The sequence below is a fragment of the Ruegeria sp. H6 genome, from assembly GCF_056532975.1.
In genome coordinates, this window is record NZ_JBQFOA010000002.1 from 347,671 (window position 1) to 363,815 (window position 16,145).

The window sequence follows — 16,145 nt, forward strand, 5'->3', positions numbered from 1 at the left end:
CCGTTAATTGCCTGATTTTGGTCTGACGGTTGGGGCTTTATTCTGTCAACGGATCACCGACCCGCATGATTTCCCACTCTAGCGTGATGCCGCTTGTTTCGTAAACCTTTTTTCTGACCTCTTCGCCCAGACCTTCTAGGTCTGCAGCGGTTGCGTCACCGGTGTTGATCAGAAAATTCGAATGCTTTGGGCTCATCTGCGCGCCGCCTTTACTGGCCCCGCGCATGCCCGCGTCGTCAATCACTTTCCACGCCTTGAGATCATGAACATCATCGGCGCGCCCGGTCGAGGAAAACCCGGCCGGGTTACGAAACGTCGATCCAGCGCTTCGATCCCTGGTGGGCTGCGTCTCGTCGCGCTTCTTCAGCTGGGCGTCCATACGGGCGTTCAGTTCGGTCGGATCGCCGCTTGGTCCTTCGAAAGTGGCCGAAACCAGCACCGCGCCAGGGGGCAGATCGGATTGGCGATAGCGAAAGTTGAGGTCTTTGGGCGTCAGGTCCAATACCTCACCTTGCCGCGTGACGATGGTGGCCTTTTGCAGAACGTCTGCGGTGTAGCTGCCATAGCAGCCTGCGTTCATCCGTACCGCCCCGCCGATGGAGCCGGGGATGGTGCGCAGGAAGGTCAGATCAACCCCCGCATCCGCTGCCTTGCGCGCCACATGCGCGTCCAGCGCGGCGGCCCCGGCGGTGACGGTGGTACCGTCGATGGCGATAGTGTTGAACCCGCGCCCCAGCCGGATCACCACGGCGCGCAGACCGCCGTCGCGGACGATGAGGTTTGAGCCGACGCCCATTGGGAAGACCGGGATATCTGAGGGCAGATCGCGCAGAAACGCCTGCAGGTCTTGCGCATCGGCGGGCTGAAACAGATAATCCGCAGGTCCACCAACGCGCAGCCATGTCAGATCGTTAAGCGCACGGTTTTCAGTCAGTTTGCCGCGTGGGGTCGGAAGCTTCGTCATTCCGGTTAGATCGCGGATTTGGCACGGCATGGCAAGCCGTATCGGTCAGGACGCCGGGTGGAAAAATTTGCGCACCCAACGCCCCAGATAGATCATCGGCCAGCGCAGAACCGACATGCCTGCGGCCAGAACAACCAGACCGATCCACGGGCCGTTCTCATAGGTGACATAGCCCAGAATTGGGATGCCCACTGCAATCAGGAAATAGGCGCGTTTCCAGTGGTTGTCTTTGCTGGGGATCATCGCCAGCACATTGGCGGTCAGCCCCCAGAGACCAGCAAGAACGATGGACCAGCTCATTCCGGGATCTCCTTGCCTGTCCATTTACGCCAGTAATAACGGATCGGATTTCGATACATCGACGCAAAGCCTGCAAGGGCCAGTATTCCGATAAGCCAGCCAAAGTCGTATCCGATCCAGATGATCAGTGCCGGAGCGCTGGCAAATAGCACCACGCCCGGCGGAAATTGCAGACGCATCGGCAGCATCGCAACGATGGTCGAGGCGAACACCCAGCCGCAAGCGATTATGAGCGACCACGCCACCGGTCTAACTTGCCTTGGCCATCAAACGGTCGGGCAGCCCATTGGCCCAGGCGCTGATCGTACCGGCGCCGAGGCAAACGACCATGTCGCCGGGCCGGGCCTGTTCCCGCACCAACCGTTCCAGATCGGCCTCGTCCAGCAGGGCGCGCGCATGGCGGTGACCGTGGCGGATCAGGCCTTGCACCAGCGAATCCCGGTCTGCGCCTTCGATCGGGTCTTCTCCGGCGGCGAAAACATCGGCAATGGCAACCACATCGGCATCGTTGAAACAGGTGCAGAAATCATCGAACAAGTCCGACAGACGTGAATATCTGTGCGGCTGATGCACCGCGATCACCCGGCCCTCGCTGGCCTGACGCGCGGCTTTGAGCACTGCGGTGATTTCGACCGGGTGGTGACCATAATCGTCGATGATGGTGACGCCGCCCACTTCTCCGACCTTGGTGAACCGCCGGTTCACGCCGCCAAAATTGGCCAGCGCCTCGCGAATTTCCGAGGCCTTCATCCCCAGATGCCGCGCCACTGCAACCGCCGACAACGCGTTCGAGACATTGTGGTCGCCGGGCATCGGCAAGGTGCAGCCTTCGATCATTTTGTCTTCGTATTGAAGATGGATGTCGAAATGCGCCACACCGCCTTTGTAGGTCAGGTTCACCGCCCGCACGTCGGCCTGTGCGTTGAACCCATAGGTGCGCACGCGGCGGTCGGTGATCCGGCCCACCAGCGTCTGAACTTCGGCGTGATCGGTGCAGCAAACGGCAAGCCCGTAGAAGGGTAGGTTCGAGACGAACTCGTAAAACCCATCCCGCAAGGTGTCGAAATCGCCCCAATGCTCCATATGCTCGGGGTCGATATTGGTGACTACGGCGATGGTCGCGGGCAGGCGGTTGAACGAGCCATCGGATTCGTCAGCCTCAACCACCATCCACTCCCCCTGCCCCATCCGGGCATTCGAGCCATAGGCGTGTATGATACCGCCATTGATGACGGTCGGGTCGAAATCGCCCGCCACCATCAGTTCGGCCATCATGGTGGTGGTGGTGGTTTTGCCATGCGTTCCGGCGATGGCGATGTTTGACCGCAGGCGCATCAGTTCCGCCAACATGTCGGCGCGCCGCACCACGGGCAGGCCCTGCGCGCGCGCCTCATCCAGTTCCGGATTGCCCGGCTTGATCGCGGTCGAGACCACAACCACTGCGGCGTCCTGCAGGTTCTCGGCGCGTTGGCCTTCGAAAATCTCGGCCCCCAGCGCGGCAAGACGGTCGGTGATTTTGGACGCTTTCAAATCCGAGCCCTGAACCTGATAGCCAAGGTTCAGCAGCACCTCGGCAATCCCCGACATCCCAATCCCGCCGATGCCAACAAAGTGGATCGGTCCGACATCCTGCGGCAGTTTGGTTGCTGGGTTCATTGGATCTCCTTCTGCGCCAGTTGCTCGACCAGCGTCACCAGACGCTCGGTCGCGTCCGGGGCACCGACCGAAAGCGCGGCATGGGCCATTTTCTGTGCGGCTTCGAGGTTGGTGAGAACCGTGGTCATTTGCTCTGACAATGCGGCAACGTCAAGGACGTTTTCAGGGATCATGATTGCGCCACCCGCCTGCACCAGACCACGCGCATTTGCTGTCTGATGATCCCCCGCTGCTGCCGCGAACGGGATCAGGATCGACGGCCGACCAATTACCGAGATATCGGCGACCGATGACGCGCCGGACCGCGAGACAACCAGTTGCGCCTCGGACATGCGACGCGGCACGTCATCAAAGAAAGGCTGCACATCCGCGGCAATACCATGTTCCGAATAAAAGGCTTTGACCCGTTCGCCATCCTCATCCCGTGCCTGATGCGACACGCGGAGGAAACCGCGCATCAGCTCGGGCAGCGCAGCAATCGCACCCGGCACAACATCGCTGAGGATACGTGCGCCTTGCGATCCCCCCATCACCAAAACGGACATCGGGTAATCCCCGGGCGGGATATAAGGCGCAGCGGCGCGTTCCAGAACTGACTCGCGCACCGGGTTGCCTGTGTGGACACCTTTGGCTCCGTCCGGCAGGTCTGTGGGCCAGACGCCGCAGGCCACTTGCGCGACGCGGGTGGCGAACAGCTTGTTCACGCGGCCCAAAACGCCGTTTTGTTCATGGATCATGCGTGGGATTTTCAATAGCGTCGCCGCGCCCAGCGCAGGGATCGAAGGGTAGCCCCCAAACCCCACAACCACATCCGGCTTGTCGCGCACCATCTGCATGGCCATTCCAGTGACACCCGCCGCAATCTTGGGCCCGGCCATCGCCTTGGCTGCCAAGCCGCCGCGGGCGAAGGTGGCAGACGACGCCTCGATGATTTCAACGCCTTCGGGGAAGGCCCCGGTATAACGCGCACCGCGCGGGTCCGTCGACAGGCGCACGCGCCATCCCTTTTGCAGCATGGCCTCGGCCAGGGCCTGCGCAGGGAACATGTGCCCCCCGGTGCCCCCCGCTGCGATCAGAAGATACGGCATCAACCCCGTCCGCGCAGAATATCGCCCAATTCGCCCTGCGGGCGCGAGCGTGTGAAGGCCAGCAGCATCCCAACAGCGATGCCCCCGGCAATCAGGGACGAGCCACCATAGCTGACAAATGGCAATGTCATGCCCTTGGCAGGAAGCAGACGCACGGCAACACCCATATTGATCATCGCCTGAACACCGAACATGCAGGCCAGACCGGTCCCTGCCAAGCGGATGAACATGTCACGTTCCCGCATCAACCGCATCAGCGAACGCACGACGATCAGCGAATAAAGCGCGATGATGATCAAGACCAGAATCAGGCCGTATTCCTCGGCCGCGACCGCAATAATGAAATCCGTATGCGCATCTGGCAGGGACCATTTCACCTGCCCCTCACCCACGCCCACACCAAAGAGACCGCCCTCGCGGATTGCGTTGGTCGCATAACCAAGCTGTGTTGTCGGGTCGAGGTCCTGGTTCAGAAAGCCATCGATGCGGCGGGCGAAATGCTCAGAATTGGTATAAGCGAACATTCCCCCCAGCACCACGGCACCCGCCATGGTCACAAGCAACAGCATCGGCGCGCCAGCCACAAAATACATCACGCCCCAGCCGAACAAGATCAGGCAGGCCTGACCAAAATCGGGCTGCATCACAAGCATTGCCACAATGGCCATGCACAGGGCAAAGGACCACAGGCGACCCGGCGGGCCGTTGATCTCTTGCGACGCGGCCAGCAGCCAGGCTGCGACAACCACGAAGCCTGGCTTTAGAAATTCTGATGGTTGAAGCGAGGCAAACCCGAGCGAATACCAGCGCACCGCCCCTTTGCCGAAATCCGTGCCGAAGACCGGCAGAAAGGCCAGTGCAACAAACGCGCCCATAAATCCCAAAACGGCCAGCCGCCGCACCAAAATGGGCGACATCATCGAGGTCAGCAGCATCGCCACCAGAGCCAGCCCGCCAAAAAGTGCCTGACGCTCGACATAGTGGAAAGGATCGAACCCGTTGCGCCCTGCCAAAGGCGGCGACGAGGCCAGACCAAGCAGCAGGCCAATCACGAACAGGATCAAAACACAGGACATCGTCCAGCGATCAATCGTCCGCCACCACTTTGGAAGAATCGGTTCGCCGCGCTGGTCCTGGACCGCGCCATACACCATCTCAGTCATGAGATACCGCCACTATCTGCCTCGTTCACGCCCCGTTTTCGGGGTCTGATTGAGACTCTACAGCGATTTTGGCGTTTGGGCTAGGGAAATAAGGGCAAAATCGGAAATTCTACGCTGTCGCGCGTGCGCCGATCAAAGCCGCGGCTTTGCCGCCGGTTCGCGACCTGCGTCTCCGGAATTCGGCTCTCCTTTGGGTTCGATCAACAGCACTTTGACCTCGTGCTCGGCCCGTGGGCGGTGCACAATACCCTTTGGCACCACAAACAACTCTCCGGCCCTGACGGTTTTTGAGGGTTCGCCTTCGATATCCATTGTCATCTCGCCTTCGATGACAAAAAAGAAATCATCCGTCGTGTCGTGCTTGTGAAAAGGAAACTCCCCTGAGAATTTCACAACCATCACGTCGTTCTGATTGTAGTCGGCCACCACATGCGGGTCCCAATGCGTCGAAAACAGGGACAGTTTTTCTTGTAGATTCACGGGTTTCATATTCTCTCTCCAAATTGCCTGTTCTGCCTCAACTCGGGCCCGGCACGCGGCTGGCCTTGAAACAACCTCTGACCTTGGGCGACCGGCCCTTTGCAGCATACTGCCCTTGCGTTGGCAACCAATCCACGTCATGCGCATCTGATGAGCTATGACACGATCATCCTTGGGGCCGGTGCCGCCGGCATGATGTGCGCCGCCCATTGCTGCGGGCGTGTTCTGGTGATTGATCATGCAAAAGCCCCGGGGGAGAAAATCCGTATCTCGGGCGGCGGGCGCTGTAATTTTACCAATTTATATGCCGAACCCGGCAATTTCCTGTCACAAAACCCGCATTTCTGCAAATCAGCGCTGGCGCGCTATACGCAATGGGATTTCATTGAACTGGTTGGGCGGCACGGTATCGCCTGGCATGAAAAGACGCTGGGGCAACTTTTCTGCGATGGGTCCTCGAAACAGATTGTCCGGATGCTGCTGGACGAGATGGAGCGTTCAGGCGCCGCGCTTTGGCTGCAGACCAGCCTGCGCGACCTGCGAAAAACCGATAATGGCTTTGCGCTAGAGGTTGAACGCGATGGGAAACGTATTGACCTGACCTGCGAAAACCTTGTGCTGGCGACCGGCGGCAAATCCATCCCGAAGATGGGTGCAACCGGGCTGGCTTATGACATTGCGCAGCAATTTGGGCTGCAGGTCACTGAAACGCGTGCAGCACTGGTGCCTTTCACCTTTTCAGATGGTAAATTCAGCCCCCTGTCTGGCGTTTCGCTGCCCGCTCGCCTGTCAAATGCCCGCACCAGTTTTGACGAGGCCCTGCTGTTCACCCACCGCGGCCTCAGCGGCCCATCGGTGTTGCAGCTGTCATCCTATTGGCGCGAAGGCGAAGAGATCCGGGTCAACCTGATACCCGACCTGCCCCTGTTCGATCTGCTGCGAAACCAGCGCCAGCAAGGCGGCCGCAAGGCACTGACGACGGAACTGGCCAATCATCTGCCCGCGCGATTGGTCGATTATCTGAAGCGCCACATCCCGATGTCCGGCAACCTCGCCGACCAATCCGATGCGGCCCTGACCGAGCTGGTCACAGCCCTGTCCGAATGGCAGCTTACCCCATCGGGCACCGAAGGCTATCGCACCGCCGAGGTGACGCTGGGCGGGATCGACACTGATGGCCTGTCGTCAAAAACGATGGAGGCCAAGGATATCCCTGGCCTCTATGCAATTGGTGAAGCGGTGGATGTCACCGGCTGGCTGGGTGGCTACAACTTTCAGTGGGCCTGGTCCTCGGGCTATGCCGCCGGAACCGCCATTGCCGCCCGTTAACCTACGACGTTGTAACCGCGCCCACGCATACAATTGCGCACGATGACTTCCTGGTTCTGGGTGTTCTGCAGCGCGCTTGCGCCCGCCCCCACCAATGCACCGGCCACGGCTGTGCGGCCCAGATCGCTGGCACTGTCGTCGATGATCGCCTTGGTCCCGGCTGCGCCAACCGCACCGATTGCTGCGGCACCCGCAGTGCGTTCATTCACAACCCCCTGCGACTGCGCCAAAGCCTGACACTGCGCCAGATCGGCGTTGTAGTTGGGTCCGACCGGACCATCGATAACCGGCTGATAATTCGCACCCACGCTGCCGCAGGCACCAACCGCCAGCACGGCGGGCAGGATCAAAGAGAGTTTACGATATGGCATATCCATGACCTCATGTTGAATTTCCGAAAAACAAAACCAATAATTCTGTAGCGTCAAGCTGATAGGGTGTCAGCTTTGCTGAACCGGCGGTCAATTGCAACCGGGCGCTTGTCCCAGACGTCTTTGCACTTCGGCGACAAAGTCATCGCCGCGCTTTTCGAAATTGTCGTACTGGTCAAAACTTGCCGCCGCCGGGGCCAGCAGGATCGTGTCCCCTGGCTGGGCATCGGCCATAGCCTGCTCGACCGCCGTGGCCATGGTAGTACAGACCCTTGCGTCCATATCCAACTGCATGGCAAATCCCGCGGCCTCTCGCCCGATGACATATGCGGTCAGAACGTTTTCGGCTGCGTCATTGAGGGCGGCCAGACCGCCCTCTTTCTCCAACCCGCCGCAAATCCAGCGTATACTGCGAAACGCCCCCAATGCTTTGGCGGCGCTGTCCACGTTGGTGGCCTTGGAATCGTTCACGAACATGATGCCATCGGCTTCGGCGATGATCTGGCTGCGATGCGGCAGGCCGGGATAGCTGTCCAACGCGTTCTCGATCACACGCGGCGCAATTCCCAAAGCGCGACAGGCCCCATAGGCCGCGCCGGCGTTCTGGTGGTTATGTGTGCCGGGCAGACCTTTGATCTGGCGCAGGTCAATTGACCCGGTCTGCCGCCCCTTGCGGTATTCCGACAAGTACCCCTTGCGCGCAAAGACCTGCCATCCCGGGCCGGCCAGTTTGCGATCCACCGACAGACGGATCACCCGGTCATCCGCGGGCCCCTCGGACAGTTGATCTGCCAAAAACAACCCTTCGGTTTCATCCACGCCGATGATCGCCCGATCCGGGCCACCTTCGACAAACAACCTGCGCTTTGCCGCGAAATATCCACCCATCCCCCCATGCCGATCCAAATGATCGGGGGACAGGTTGGTGAAAACAGCAATGTCCGGCGTCAATGCGCGGGCCAGCTCGGTCTGGTAACTGCTCAGCTCCAGCACAACGACCGAGCCATCCTCGCCGGGCTCAATATCCAGCACTCCGCGCCCGATGTTGCCAGCCAGTTGCGAGGGCCGCCCAGCCTCGGTCAGGATATGATGGATCAACGCCGCTGTGGTCGATTTACCGTTCGACCCGGTGACCGCGATGATCCGGGGCGGAGTTTCCAGCATGTTCCATTCCGGCCCGGCAAACGACCGAAAGAACAAGCCGATATCGTTGTCCACGGGCACCCCGGCTTGCAGCGCGGCCAGAACAACCGGATTCGGGTCCGGGTAAAGATGCGGAATTCCGGGCGAGACAATCAAAGATGCGATGTCATCGAACATCCCGTTTCGCCGCAGGTCAGCGCAGGTGAACCCCTCGGCCTCGGCGGTCTCTCGCGCGGCTGGGTTGTCATCCCAGCATATCGCCTCGGCACCGCCTGCACGCAATGCCCGCGCGGTTGCAAGGCCCGACCGGCCCAATCCCAGAACCGCAACCTTGTGCCCTGAAAACCCTTTGACCGGGATCATCTTGCGTACCTTCCTGTCTTGATCTTGGAATGCACACTGCACCGAAGAAATTGACGATGGCAAGGGCGAGATCAGGCTCGCGCCGTGGCGCGAGCCGGGCCCAACAGGTGGCAGGCGGGCCGCAGGCCAGCCGAACCTGGCGGGAGCGCTAGCGAACCTTCAGCGTCGCCAGCCCGATCATCGCCAGGATCAGCGAAATGATCCAAAACCGGATTACAATGGTGGGCTCTGCCCAACCTTTTTGCTCATAGTGGTGATGGATCGGCGCCATCAGGAACACACGCTTTCCTGTTCGTTTGAAGTACAGCACCTGAATGATCACACTCAGCGCTTCGACCACGAACAGGCCCCCCACAATGGCCAAAACCAGCTCGTGCTTGGTGGCCACCGCGATGGCGCCCAATGCGCCGCCCAAAGCCAACGATCCGGTATCGCCCATGAACACCGCCGCCGGAGGGGCGTTGTACCACAAAAAGCCCAGCCCCGCGCCGAAAAGCGCGGAAGTGAAAATAAAGATTTCGCCGGTCCCCGGCACGTAATGCACATCCAGGTATTCGGTAAAGTCCACGCGCCCGACCGCATAGGCGATCACACCCAGAGTAGACGCTGCGATCATCGCTGGCATGATGGCCAACCCATCCAACCCGTCCGTCAGGTTCACCGCGTTTGCAGCCCCCACGATCACGACAATCGAGAACGGGACATAGAACAGCCCCAGATTGATCAGTGTATCCTTGAACACCGGCAGCGCCAGCTGGTTCTGCAAAGCCTCAGGGTGGTGCAGCGTGGCCCAGAACGCCGCCAGAACAGCGATCAGAATACCAAGTGCAAGGCGCATTTTTCCCGAAACGCCCTTGGTGTTCTGTTTGGACACCTTGGCGTAGTCATCCGCAAACCCAATCGCCGCATAGCCCAGCGTGACGAACAGAACCATCCAGACAAAGGGATTATCCCACCGCGCCCAGATCAGGGTCGAGGTCACCAGCGCCCCAACGATCAGCAGCCCGCCCATCGTAGGCGTGCCCGCCTTGGACAGGTGCCCTTCGGGGCCGTCATCGCGAATTGGTTGTCCTTTGCCCTGCTTTCTGCGCAGCACGTTGATCAGCGGTTTTCCGAACAGAAAGCCAAAGATCAAAGCCGTCAAAAAGGCGCCGCCCGCGCGGAACGTGATATAGCGGAAGAGGTTCCAAAAATCCCCTCCGTCCGACAAGGCGGTCAACCAATACAGCATTACAAAACCTTTCTCACACGGGCTCTTGGGGGGCGGGCGCGTCCCCTTGCCTCAATTTGCGCAGGCCGTCAACAATATGGGCCAGCGCCATGCTCAGCGAGCCTTTGGCCAGCACGATATCGCCTGCGCGCACCAATTGCGGCAGGTGTTTGGCCATCTCTTCGCTGCTTTCGAACCACATCCCGCGTCTTGTGTCGGGCAGCGCATCGTGCAGCGATTTCATCAACGGTCCGATGCAATGCACCTGATCGATCCGCTTGATGGCATCGATGCCCGCAAGGTCCGAATGCATCGCGTGTTCCTGCACACCCAACTCTTTCATGTCACCAAGGAACGCCACGCGCCGCTGGCCCTTGGCTGCGGCCAGCACGTCCATCGCAGCCTGCATCGAGGTCGGATTGGCGTTATAGCTGTCATCCAAAAGCTCGATCCGGCCCCCATCCGCCAAAGTCAAAGTCTCGCGCACGCCCCGCCCGGTGACCGGAGACCACTGCGCAAGGCCCGGAATTGACCGCTCTGGCGGCACGCCCAGTTCTGCGCAAGCCGCAATCGCGCCCAGCGCATTCATTGCGAAATGGGTCCCAGCCGACTGCACGTCAAAGGTAATGCGAACGCCCTCATGCTCGGCGACGGCTTGCAGGGCGGTGCCGGATTGCGCCACGTCTGTCAGAACGAAATCCTTGGCGGTGCGGCCAAAATCCACGATCCGCGCGCCTTTGGCTGTCGCGGTCTGACGCAAAATATCGGCGTGCTGCGTATCCGCGTTGACGATGGCAACGCCGTTCTCAACCAACCCGTCGAACAGGGCGGCCTTTTCATGCGCAATCCCCGCGACGGACTCAAACGCCTCAAGATGAACGGCGGCAACAGTGGTGATCAGAGCCACATGCGGGCACGCCTGCTGCGCCAGAGGAGAGATCTCGCCGGGGTGGTTCATCCCGATCTCGATCACTGCAAATTGCGTGTCATGCGGCATACGCGCCAGGGTCAAGGGAACTCCCCAATGGTTGTTATAGCTGGCCACGCTGGCATGGGTTTTGCCTTGGGTGGCCAGGATCGTGGCCAACATCTCTTTGGTGGAGGTTTTGCCGACACTGCCCGTCACGCCGATTACGCGGGCGTCAGCGCGCGCCCGCGCAGCCCGACCCATCGCCTCAAGCCCGGTCAGAACATCATCTACAACTAATAGCGGCGCATCCTCGGGCACGCCGTCCGGAATGTATGCGACCAGCGCAGCCCCGGCCCCTTTTTCCAACGCCTGCGCCACAAAATCGTGCCCATCCCGCGCGGCCTTGAGCGCCACGAACAGGTCGCCCGGTTCAATGGTCCGCGTATCGATGGACACTCCATCAACTTGCCAATCCGATGTTGCGCGGCCACCAGTCGCTGCCGCGGCCTCCTGCGCGGACCAAAGCGTCATGCGACCCTCCCGTCCAGCGCGGCCACGGCGATACTTGCCTGTTCGGCGTCGTCAAAGGGCAAAACCTGATCACCGACAATCTGCCCGCTTTCATGGCCCTTACCAGCAATCAACAAGGCATCGCCGGGCTCCAGAGCATCTATGCCGCGCAGGATGGCTTCGGCCCGATCACCCACTTCGGTGGCCTCGGGCGCGCCCTCCATCACCGCGGCACGAATGGTGGCCGGATCCTCGCTACGCGGGTTGTCGTCAGTGACGAAAACGATATCCGCGTTCTTTGCGGCGGCCTGCCCCATCAATGGGCGCTTGGTGGCATCGCGGTCGCCGCCCGCACCCACGATGGCAATCAGACGCCCCATCACATGTGGGCGCATCGCCTTGAGCGCGGTGGCCACGGCGTCAGGCGTATGCGCGTAGTCCACAAAAACCGCAGCCCCATTGTCCCGCGTGGCGGCAAGCTGCATCCGACCACGTACAGTGGTCAGATGCGGCAAAGTCTCGAACACATGCTCGGGATCATCCCCGGCGGCAATGACAAGGCCACAGGCCAGCAGGATGTTTTCAGCCTGAAACCCTCCGATCAAGTTCAGACGGGTTTGGAAGGTTTTGTCCCTCCATGAGAACCTAAGATCCTGACCCGTTGCATCAAACCGTTGATTCAACAGGCACAAATCAGCGGCTCCCAGCCCGACAGTCAAAACCAACTGACCCCGGGCTTCTGCGATCCTGCGCACTTCGGCCCCTTTAGGATCGCTGAGGTTGACGACTGCGGTCCCATCCTCGGGCAGGACCCGATCGAACAGGCCCGCTTTGGCCGCAAAATACGCCTCGAACGTTTCGTGGTAATCCAGATGATCCTGCGTGAAATTCGAAAACCCGGCCGCTGTCAGGTGCACACCATCAAGACGCCGTTGCTCCAACCCGTGCGAGGATGCCTCCATCGCCGCATGGGTCACGCCATTCTCTGCCGCTTCTGCCAGACATCTGTGCAGTGTTATCGGCTCGGGCGTCGTATGAGCCAAAGGCGCGGTCCATGCGCCTTCGACACCGGTTGTGCCCAGATTGACAGCTGCATGCCCCAGTTCGGTCCAGATCTGACGGACGAAAGTGGCAACCGAGGTCTTTCCATTGGTGCCTGTGACGGCCACGATGGTTTGCGGTTGTGCCCCGAACCAAAGCGCGGCAGCCCCGGCAAGCGCTTGTCTCGGGTCTTCGACAACAACCAGTGCCACGTCAGAGGCATTCAATTCCTGCGCCGCGATATCGGCCCCTTCGGCATCGGTCAAAATCGCCGCCGCGCCCATGCGCAACGCATATTGAATGAACTCGCCCCCATGCACCCGCGTGCCCGGCAAGGCCGCGAACAGGAACCCGTCCTGAACCTCTCGGCTGTCAATTGCGACGCCTGCGATCTCGGGGTTCGCACCCCCGCGCGCGGTCAGGGCCAGTTGGCTAAGTTTCTTTGACCGATTGCCCATGACCCACCTCTTGTCTGACGGCCTAATTCGAAGTCAGCGTTATAGCAGCGCCCGCTTCAGGCTCAAGCCGGGGGCGCAGGCCCAGCAAGGGGGCAACGCGCCCGATCAGCTCGGCCGCAACTGGCACCGCCGTCCAACCCGCCGTTCTGCGCTTTTCGCCGTATGCAACAATCGACGGCTCATCCAAAGTCACGATCAGAACGTATTTTGGATCCGACGCCGGAAAGAGCGTCGCGAAAGTAGCAATAACCTTGTCGTCGTAATAGCCGCCGCGCGGTTTGGGCTTGTCCGCCGTGCCTGTTTTGCCAGCCACTTCATATCCGGCAACCTCGCCAAAGCTCGCGGTGCCGTCGGTGACCACCTTGCGCAGCATCCTCTGTGCCTGACGCGCTGTGTTTTCCGACATCACGCGGGGGCCATATTGAGGCCCGTTCCGGCGCAGGATCGTGGGGCTGACATAATGTCCGCCATTGGCAATTGCGGCATAACCCGCCGCCAGATGCATCGGACTGGTCGACAGACCATGGCCATACGAGATCGTAACAGTGCTGAGCTCGCCCCATTTCTTGGGTTTCAGCGGCTCACCCCCTGCAGCTTCGACAATTTCGAAAGGCGTGCGTTCGAACATACCAAGGGATTCAAGGAAATCCTGCTGCCGCTGCGCGCCGATCTGCAAGGCCAACCGCCCCGTTCCCCGGTTCGAGCTGTGGACAATCACATCCGCAACACTGATCTTGCCGTAGTTCTTGTTGTTAAACTCGCCAATCGGAAAGCGCCCGATTTTCATCGGACCGGTCGTGTCGATAATCGTCTCGGAGTTGACCAATCCCAGTTGAACGGCCTGCGCTGCGGTGAAGATCTTGAACACCGATCCCAATTCGTAAACGCCCTGAACATAGCGGTTGAACAGCGGGCTGTCCGACGGATCAAAGCCCGAAGTGGGCGGGCGCGGGCGGTCATTGGGATCAAAGGACGGCAAGGAAGCGGCCGAGATGACCTCGCCCGTGTGCGCGTTCATCAAAACGGCTGAGGCACCCTTGGCGTTCATGATGTTCATGCCGCCGAAAAGCACCTGTTCCACTGCGGCCTGAATTGTCAGGTCCAGCGACAATTGCAGCGGCTTGTTGCCATTGGCCGGGTCGCGCAAATAGTCATCGAACTGCTTTTCAACCCCGGCCACGCCGATCACCTCGGCAGCACTTACGCCTTCACGGCCAAAGCCCGAACCGCCCAGAATATGCGCGGCCAAACGACCATTGGGATAAAGGCGCATTTCACGCGGGCCAAACAGGATACCCGGATCACCGATGTCATGGACGGCCTGCTTTTGTTCAGGCGATATCCGTTTCTTAATCCACAAGAACTTGCGTCCACCGGTGAAGTCCTTGATCAGGCGCTCTTTTTCCAGGTCCGGGAAGATTGCCACCAACTGATCCGCCGCCGCGACCGGGTCGATCATCAATGGCGGCTGGGCATAGACCGAATAGGTTTCCAGATTGGTGGCCAGAATGCGCCCTTCTCGATCCACGATATTGGCGCGCTGCATGGCGATGGCTGCTCCTTGGGCGCTGGCCAGCGGTTCCTGTGCCTCAGATGTGGCAAGCATTCCCATGCGCACGCCCACCACGGCAAAAGCGCAGAAGAAAAACAGCCCCAGCACCAAAAGCCGCCCTTCGGCGCGGGCCCGAGCGCGGTCTTTCATATCTTCATGGCGTTGGCGGATATTCTCACGCTCAATCGCCTTAGGGTTTTCACCCTTGGCGCGGGCGTCCAATATCCGGGCCAGAGGTCTGAGCGGTGTGCGTGTCATGGAACTTGCACCTCGATCACGGCCTGTGCGTCGGTGATGGATTGCAGCTCCAACGGATCAACGATCGGCAGATCTGGGTCTTCGCCATAGGAAATCCGATCCGCGCGCCCGAATTGTTCGGCCCGCAGGGGCAGCAGGCCCAGACGTTCGAAATTCAAATCAGCCAGCTCCCGCAGTCGGTCAGGCCGGTTAAGATAGGCCCATTCGGCGTTCAAGACAGCAAGCCGCGCCTGCGCCGCGCCGATGCTTTGCTGCAGGGATTGCGTTTCCTTAACGACCTGCTGCGTGCGATAATTTTCCTGATAGGCCCACAGCGCCAGCCCGAATACGGACAGTGCGGTCAACACATACAAAACACTCTTCATCTGGACCTTTCCCCCACTTGCGGCATCCCTATGGCGCGGGCATCAATCTCGCCCGCCGGGGCATCTGTACGAATGGCAACACGCAATTTGGCCGAACGCGCGCGCGGGTTTTCCTGCAACTCCTGCTCATCCGGGCCAACAGCCTTGCGTGTCTTTAGTGTGAATTGCGGTTCGTCCTGCTGCGTCTCAGGCGCATAGCGATTGGCGCGCCCGGTTTTCCCGGCCCGGGACTGCAGGAACCGCTTGACCATGCGATCCTCGATGGAATGAAAGGTCACCACTGCCAATTGCCCGCCAGGCTTAAGCGCGCGTTCTGCGGCCATAAGACCCTGAAACAACTCTTCATATTCCGCATTCACCGCGATACGCAGCCCTTGGAAACTGCGCGTCGCCGGGTGTGACTGACCGGGCTTCGGGCGCGGCAGGCAGGATTCAATGATGTCGACCAATTGCAATGTGGTCTCAATCGGTGCCTCAGCGCGCGCCTTCAGGATCGCCTTGGCAATGCGTCGGCTGGCCCGTTCTTCGCCAAAATGAAACAAGATGTCGGCCAGTTGCACCTCGGTCGCGGTGTTGACCAAATCTGCGGCGCTTTGCCCCTGCTGGCTCATCCGCATGTCCAGAGGGCCGTCTTTCATAAAGGAAAAACCACGCTCGGCCTGATCCAGCTGCATGGACGAGACGCCCAAGTCCAGGACAACGCCGTCCAGGTCCTGCGCATATTCATCCATCCGGGAAAAGACACCCGGCTGCATCACCAGACGGTCGCCATAGCCTTTGGCCCAATCCGCAGCCATCTCAAAAGCCAACGGGTCGCGATCCACACCGATGACGCGATCCGCCCCAGCGGCCAGCAATGCGCGTGTATATCCGCCCGCACCAAACGTGCCATCCAGCCAGGTCCCGGACACAGGGTCGACCGCTGCCAAAAGCGGGCGCAGCAAGACAGGGATGTGGGGTTTATCTGAGGACGCGCCGGACATG

At 60.3% G+C, this 16,145-nt stretch carries 16 protein-coding genes; 1 reads left to right on the forward strand and 15 read right to left on the reverse strand.

The features are described from left to right. Window positions 1–37: 37 nt before the first annotated feature. The 7 genes from murB to ACR0AG_RS06410 form a co-directional block, all read right to left on the reverse strand. Entirely contained in the window at window positions 38–964 is a 927-nt protein-coding gene (gene murB / locus ACR0AG_RS06380; protein ID WP_480837439.1) for a UDP-N-acetylmuramate dehydrogenase, read from the reverse strand. 45 nt (window positions 965–1,009) lie between these two features. Beyond that, window positions 1,010–1,264, reverse strand: coding sequence for a DUF2484 family protein (locus ACR0AG_RS06385; protein WP_480837440.1), 255 nt, complete (start codon window positions 1,262–1,264; stop codon window positions 1,010–1,012). Next, window positions 1,261–1,509 (reverse strand): DUF2484 family protein, encoded by a 249-nt coding sequence (locus tag ACR0AG_RS06390; RefSeq protein WP_480837441.1) that lies wholly within the window; start codon window positions 1,507–1,509, stop codon window positions 1,261–1,263. Before ACR0AG_RS06390 ends, ACR0AG_RS06385 begins: the two co-directional genes overlap by 4 nt. 4 nt (window positions 1,510–1,513) lie before the next feature. Next, on the reverse strand, window positions 1,514–2,920 hold the full coding sequence (murC, locus tag ACR0AG_RS06395; RefSeq protein WP_480837442.1) for a UDP-N-acetylmuramate--L-alanine ligase: 1,407 nt from the start codon (window positions 2,918–2,920) through the stop codon (window positions 1,514–1,516). Continuing rightward, window positions 2,917–4,008 carry a UDP-N-acetylglucosamine--N-acetylmuramyl-(pentapeptide) pyrophosphoryl-undecaprenol N-acetylglucosamine transferase gene (locus ACR0AG_RS06400; protein ID WP_480837443.1) on the reverse strand — a complete coding sequence of 364 codons (1,092 nt, stop codon included), beginning with the start codon at window positions 4,006–4,008 and terminating at the stop codon, window positions 2,917–2,919. The genes murC and ACR0AG_RS06400 overlap by 4 nt, the downstream gene beginning before the upstream one ends. Beyond that, window positions 4,008–5,171 (reverse strand): putative lipid II flippase FtsW, encoded by a 1,164-nt coding sequence (gene ftsW, locus ACR0AG_RS06405; protein WP_480837444.1) that lies wholly within the window; start codon window positions 5,169–5,171, stop codon window positions 4,008–4,010. The genes ACR0AG_RS06400 and ftsW overlap by 1 nt, the downstream gene beginning before the upstream one ends. 132 nt (window positions 5,172–5,303) lie before the next feature. Next, window positions 5,304–5,660 carry a cupin domain-containing protein gene (locus ACR0AG_RS06410; protein ID WP_480837445.1) on the reverse strand — a complete coding sequence of 119 codons (357 nt, stop codon included), beginning with the start codon at window positions 5,658–5,660 and terminating at the stop codon, window positions 5,304–5,306. Window positions 5,661–5,801: 141 nt separating this feature from the next. Between ACR0AG_RS06410 and ACR0AG_RS06415 the strand changes: the two genes are divergently transcribed. Further along, window positions 5,802–6,980, forward strand: a complete 1,179-nt coding sequence (locus ACR0AG_RS06415) for a BaiN/RdsA family NAD(P)/FAD-dependent oxidoreductase (RefSeq protein ID WP_480837446.1) — start codon at window positions 5,802–5,804, stop codon at window positions 6,978–6,980. Here the strand turns inward: ACR0AG_RS06415 and ACR0AG_RS06420 are convergent. The 8 genes from ACR0AG_RS06420 to rsmH form a co-directional block, all read right to left on the reverse strand. After that, window positions 6,977–7,351: a glycine zipper family protein gene (locus ACR0AG_RS06420; RefSeq protein ID WP_480837447.1), complete on the reverse strand. Its 375-nt coding sequence runs from the start codon at window positions 7,349–7,351 to the stop codon at window positions 6,977–6,979. The two genes, ACR0AG_RS06415 and ACR0AG_RS06420, sit on opposite strands and share 4 nt — an antisense overlap. A 90-nt stretch (window positions 7,352–7,441) precedes the next feature. Next, entirely contained in the window at window positions 7,442–8,857 is a 1,416-nt protein-coding gene (gene murD, locus ACR0AG_RS06425) for a UDP-N-acetylmuramoyl-L-alanine--D-glutamate ligase (RefSeq protein WP_480837448.1), read from the reverse strand. A gap of 148 nt (window positions 8,858–9,005) precedes the next feature. Further along, window positions 9,006–10,088, reverse strand: coding sequence for a phospho-N-acetylmuramoyl-pentapeptide-transferase (gene mraY, locus ACR0AG_RS06430; RefSeq protein ID WP_480837449.1), 1,083 nt, complete (start codon window positions 10,086–10,088; stop codon window positions 9,006–9,008). Window positions 10,089–10,101: 13 nt separating this feature from the next. After that, complete coding sequence (locus ACR0AG_RS06435) at window positions 10,102–11,508, reverse strand: UDP-N-acetylmuramoyl-tripeptide--D-alanyl-D-alanine ligase (RefSeq protein ID WP_480837450.1); 1,407 nt, start codon at window positions 11,506–11,508, stop codon at window positions 10,102–10,104. Then, window positions 11,505–12,986 carry a UDP-N-acetylmuramoyl-L-alanyl-D-glutamate--2,6-diaminopimelate ligase gene (locus ACR0AG_RS06440; protein WP_480837451.1) on the reverse strand — a complete coding sequence of 494 codons (1,482 nt, stop codon included), beginning with the start codon at window positions 12,984–12,986 and terminating at the stop codon, window positions 11,505–11,507. Before ACR0AG_RS06440 ends, ACR0AG_RS06435 begins: the two co-directional genes overlap by 4 nt. 22 nt (window positions 12,987–13,008) lie before the next feature. Next, entirely contained in the window at window positions 13,009–14,796 is a 1,788-nt protein-coding gene (locus ACR0AG_RS06445; RefSeq protein ID WP_480837452.1) for a peptidoglycan D,D-transpeptidase FtsI family protein, read from the reverse strand. After that, complete coding sequence (gene ftsL / locus ACR0AG_RS06450; protein WP_480837453.1) at window positions 14,793–15,161, reverse strand: cell division protein FtsL; 369 nt, start codon at window positions 15,159–15,161, stop codon at window positions 14,793–14,795. Before ftsL ends, ACR0AG_RS06445 begins: the two co-directional genes overlap by 4 nt. After that, window positions 15,158–16,144 carry a 16S rRNA (cytosine(1402)-N(4))-methyltransferase RsmH gene (rsmH, locus tag ACR0AG_RS06455; protein WP_480837748.1) on the reverse strand — a complete coding sequence of 329 codons (987 nt, stop codon included), beginning with the start codon at window positions 16,142–16,144 and terminating at the stop codon, window positions 15,158–15,160. Before rsmH ends, ftsL begins: the two co-directional genes overlap by 4 nt. Between the last annotated feature and the right edge of the window lies 1 nt (window position 16,145).

What these genes read in the sequence shown, in the direction of transcription:
- ACR0AG_RS06415 (WP_480837446.1), top strand. Translation starts at nt 5,802, where the DNA reads ATGAGCTATGACACGATCATCCTTGGGGCCGGTGCCGCCGGCATGATG.
- ACR0AG_RS06410 (WP_480837445.1), bottom strand. Translation starts at nt 5,660, where the DNA reads ATGAAACCCGTGAATCTACAAGAAAAACTGTCCCTGTTTTCGACGCAT.
- ACR0AG_RS06445 (WP_480837452.1), bottom strand. Translation starts at nt 14,796, where the DNA reads ATGACACGCACACCGCTCAGACCTCTGGCCCGGATATTGGACGCCCGC.
- rsmH (WP_480837748.1), bottom strand. Translation starts at nt 16,144, where the DNA reads ATGTCCGGCGCGTCCTCAGATAAACCCCACATCCCTGTCTTGCTGCGC.
- murB (WP_480837439.1), bottom strand. Translation starts at nt 964, where the DNA reads ATGACGAAGCTTCCGACCCCACGCGGCAAACTGACTGAAAACCGTGCG.
- ftsL (WP_480837453.1), bottom strand. Translation starts at nt 15,161, where the DNA reads ATGAAGAGTGTTTTGTATGTGTTGACCGCACTGTCCGTATTCGGGCTG.
- ACR0AG_RS06420 (WP_480837447.1), bottom strand. Translation starts at nt 7,351, where the DNA reads ATGCCATATCGTAAACTCTCTTTGATCCTGCCCGCCGTGCTGGCGGTT.
- ACR0AG_RS06440 (WP_480837451.1), bottom strand. Translation starts at nt 12,986, where the DNA reads ATGGGCAATCGGTCAAAGAAACTTAGCCAACTGGCCCTGACCGCGCGC.
- ACR0AG_RS06435 (WP_480837450.1), bottom strand. Translation starts at nt 11,508, where the DNA reads ATGACGCTTTGGTCCGCGCAGGAGGCCGCGGCAGCGACTGGTGGCCGC.
- murC (WP_480837442.1), bottom strand. Translation starts at nt 2,920, where the DNA reads ATGAACCCAGCAACCAAACTGCCGCAGGATGTCGGACCGATCCACTTT.
- mraY (WP_480837449.1), bottom strand. Translation starts at nt 10,088, where the DNA reads ATGCTGTATTGGTTGACCGCCTTGTCGGACGGAGGGGATTTTTGGAAC.
- ACR0AG_RS06400 (WP_480837443.1), bottom strand. Translation starts at nt 4,008, where the DNA reads ATGCCGTATCTTCTGATCGCAGCGGGGGGCACCGGGGGGCACATGTTC.
- ftsW (WP_480837444.1), bottom strand. Translation starts at nt 5,171, where the DNA reads ATGACTGAGATGGTGTATGGCGCGGTCCAGGACCAGCGCGGCGAACCG.
- murD (WP_480837448.1), bottom strand. Translation starts at nt 8,857, where the DNA reads ATGATCCCGGTCAAAGGGTTTTCAGGGCACAAGGTTGCGGTTCTGGGA.
- ACR0AG_RS06385 (WP_480837440.1), bottom strand. Translation starts at nt 1,264, where the DNA reads ATGAGCTGGTCCATCGTTCTTGCTGGTCTCTGGGGGCTGACCGCCAAT.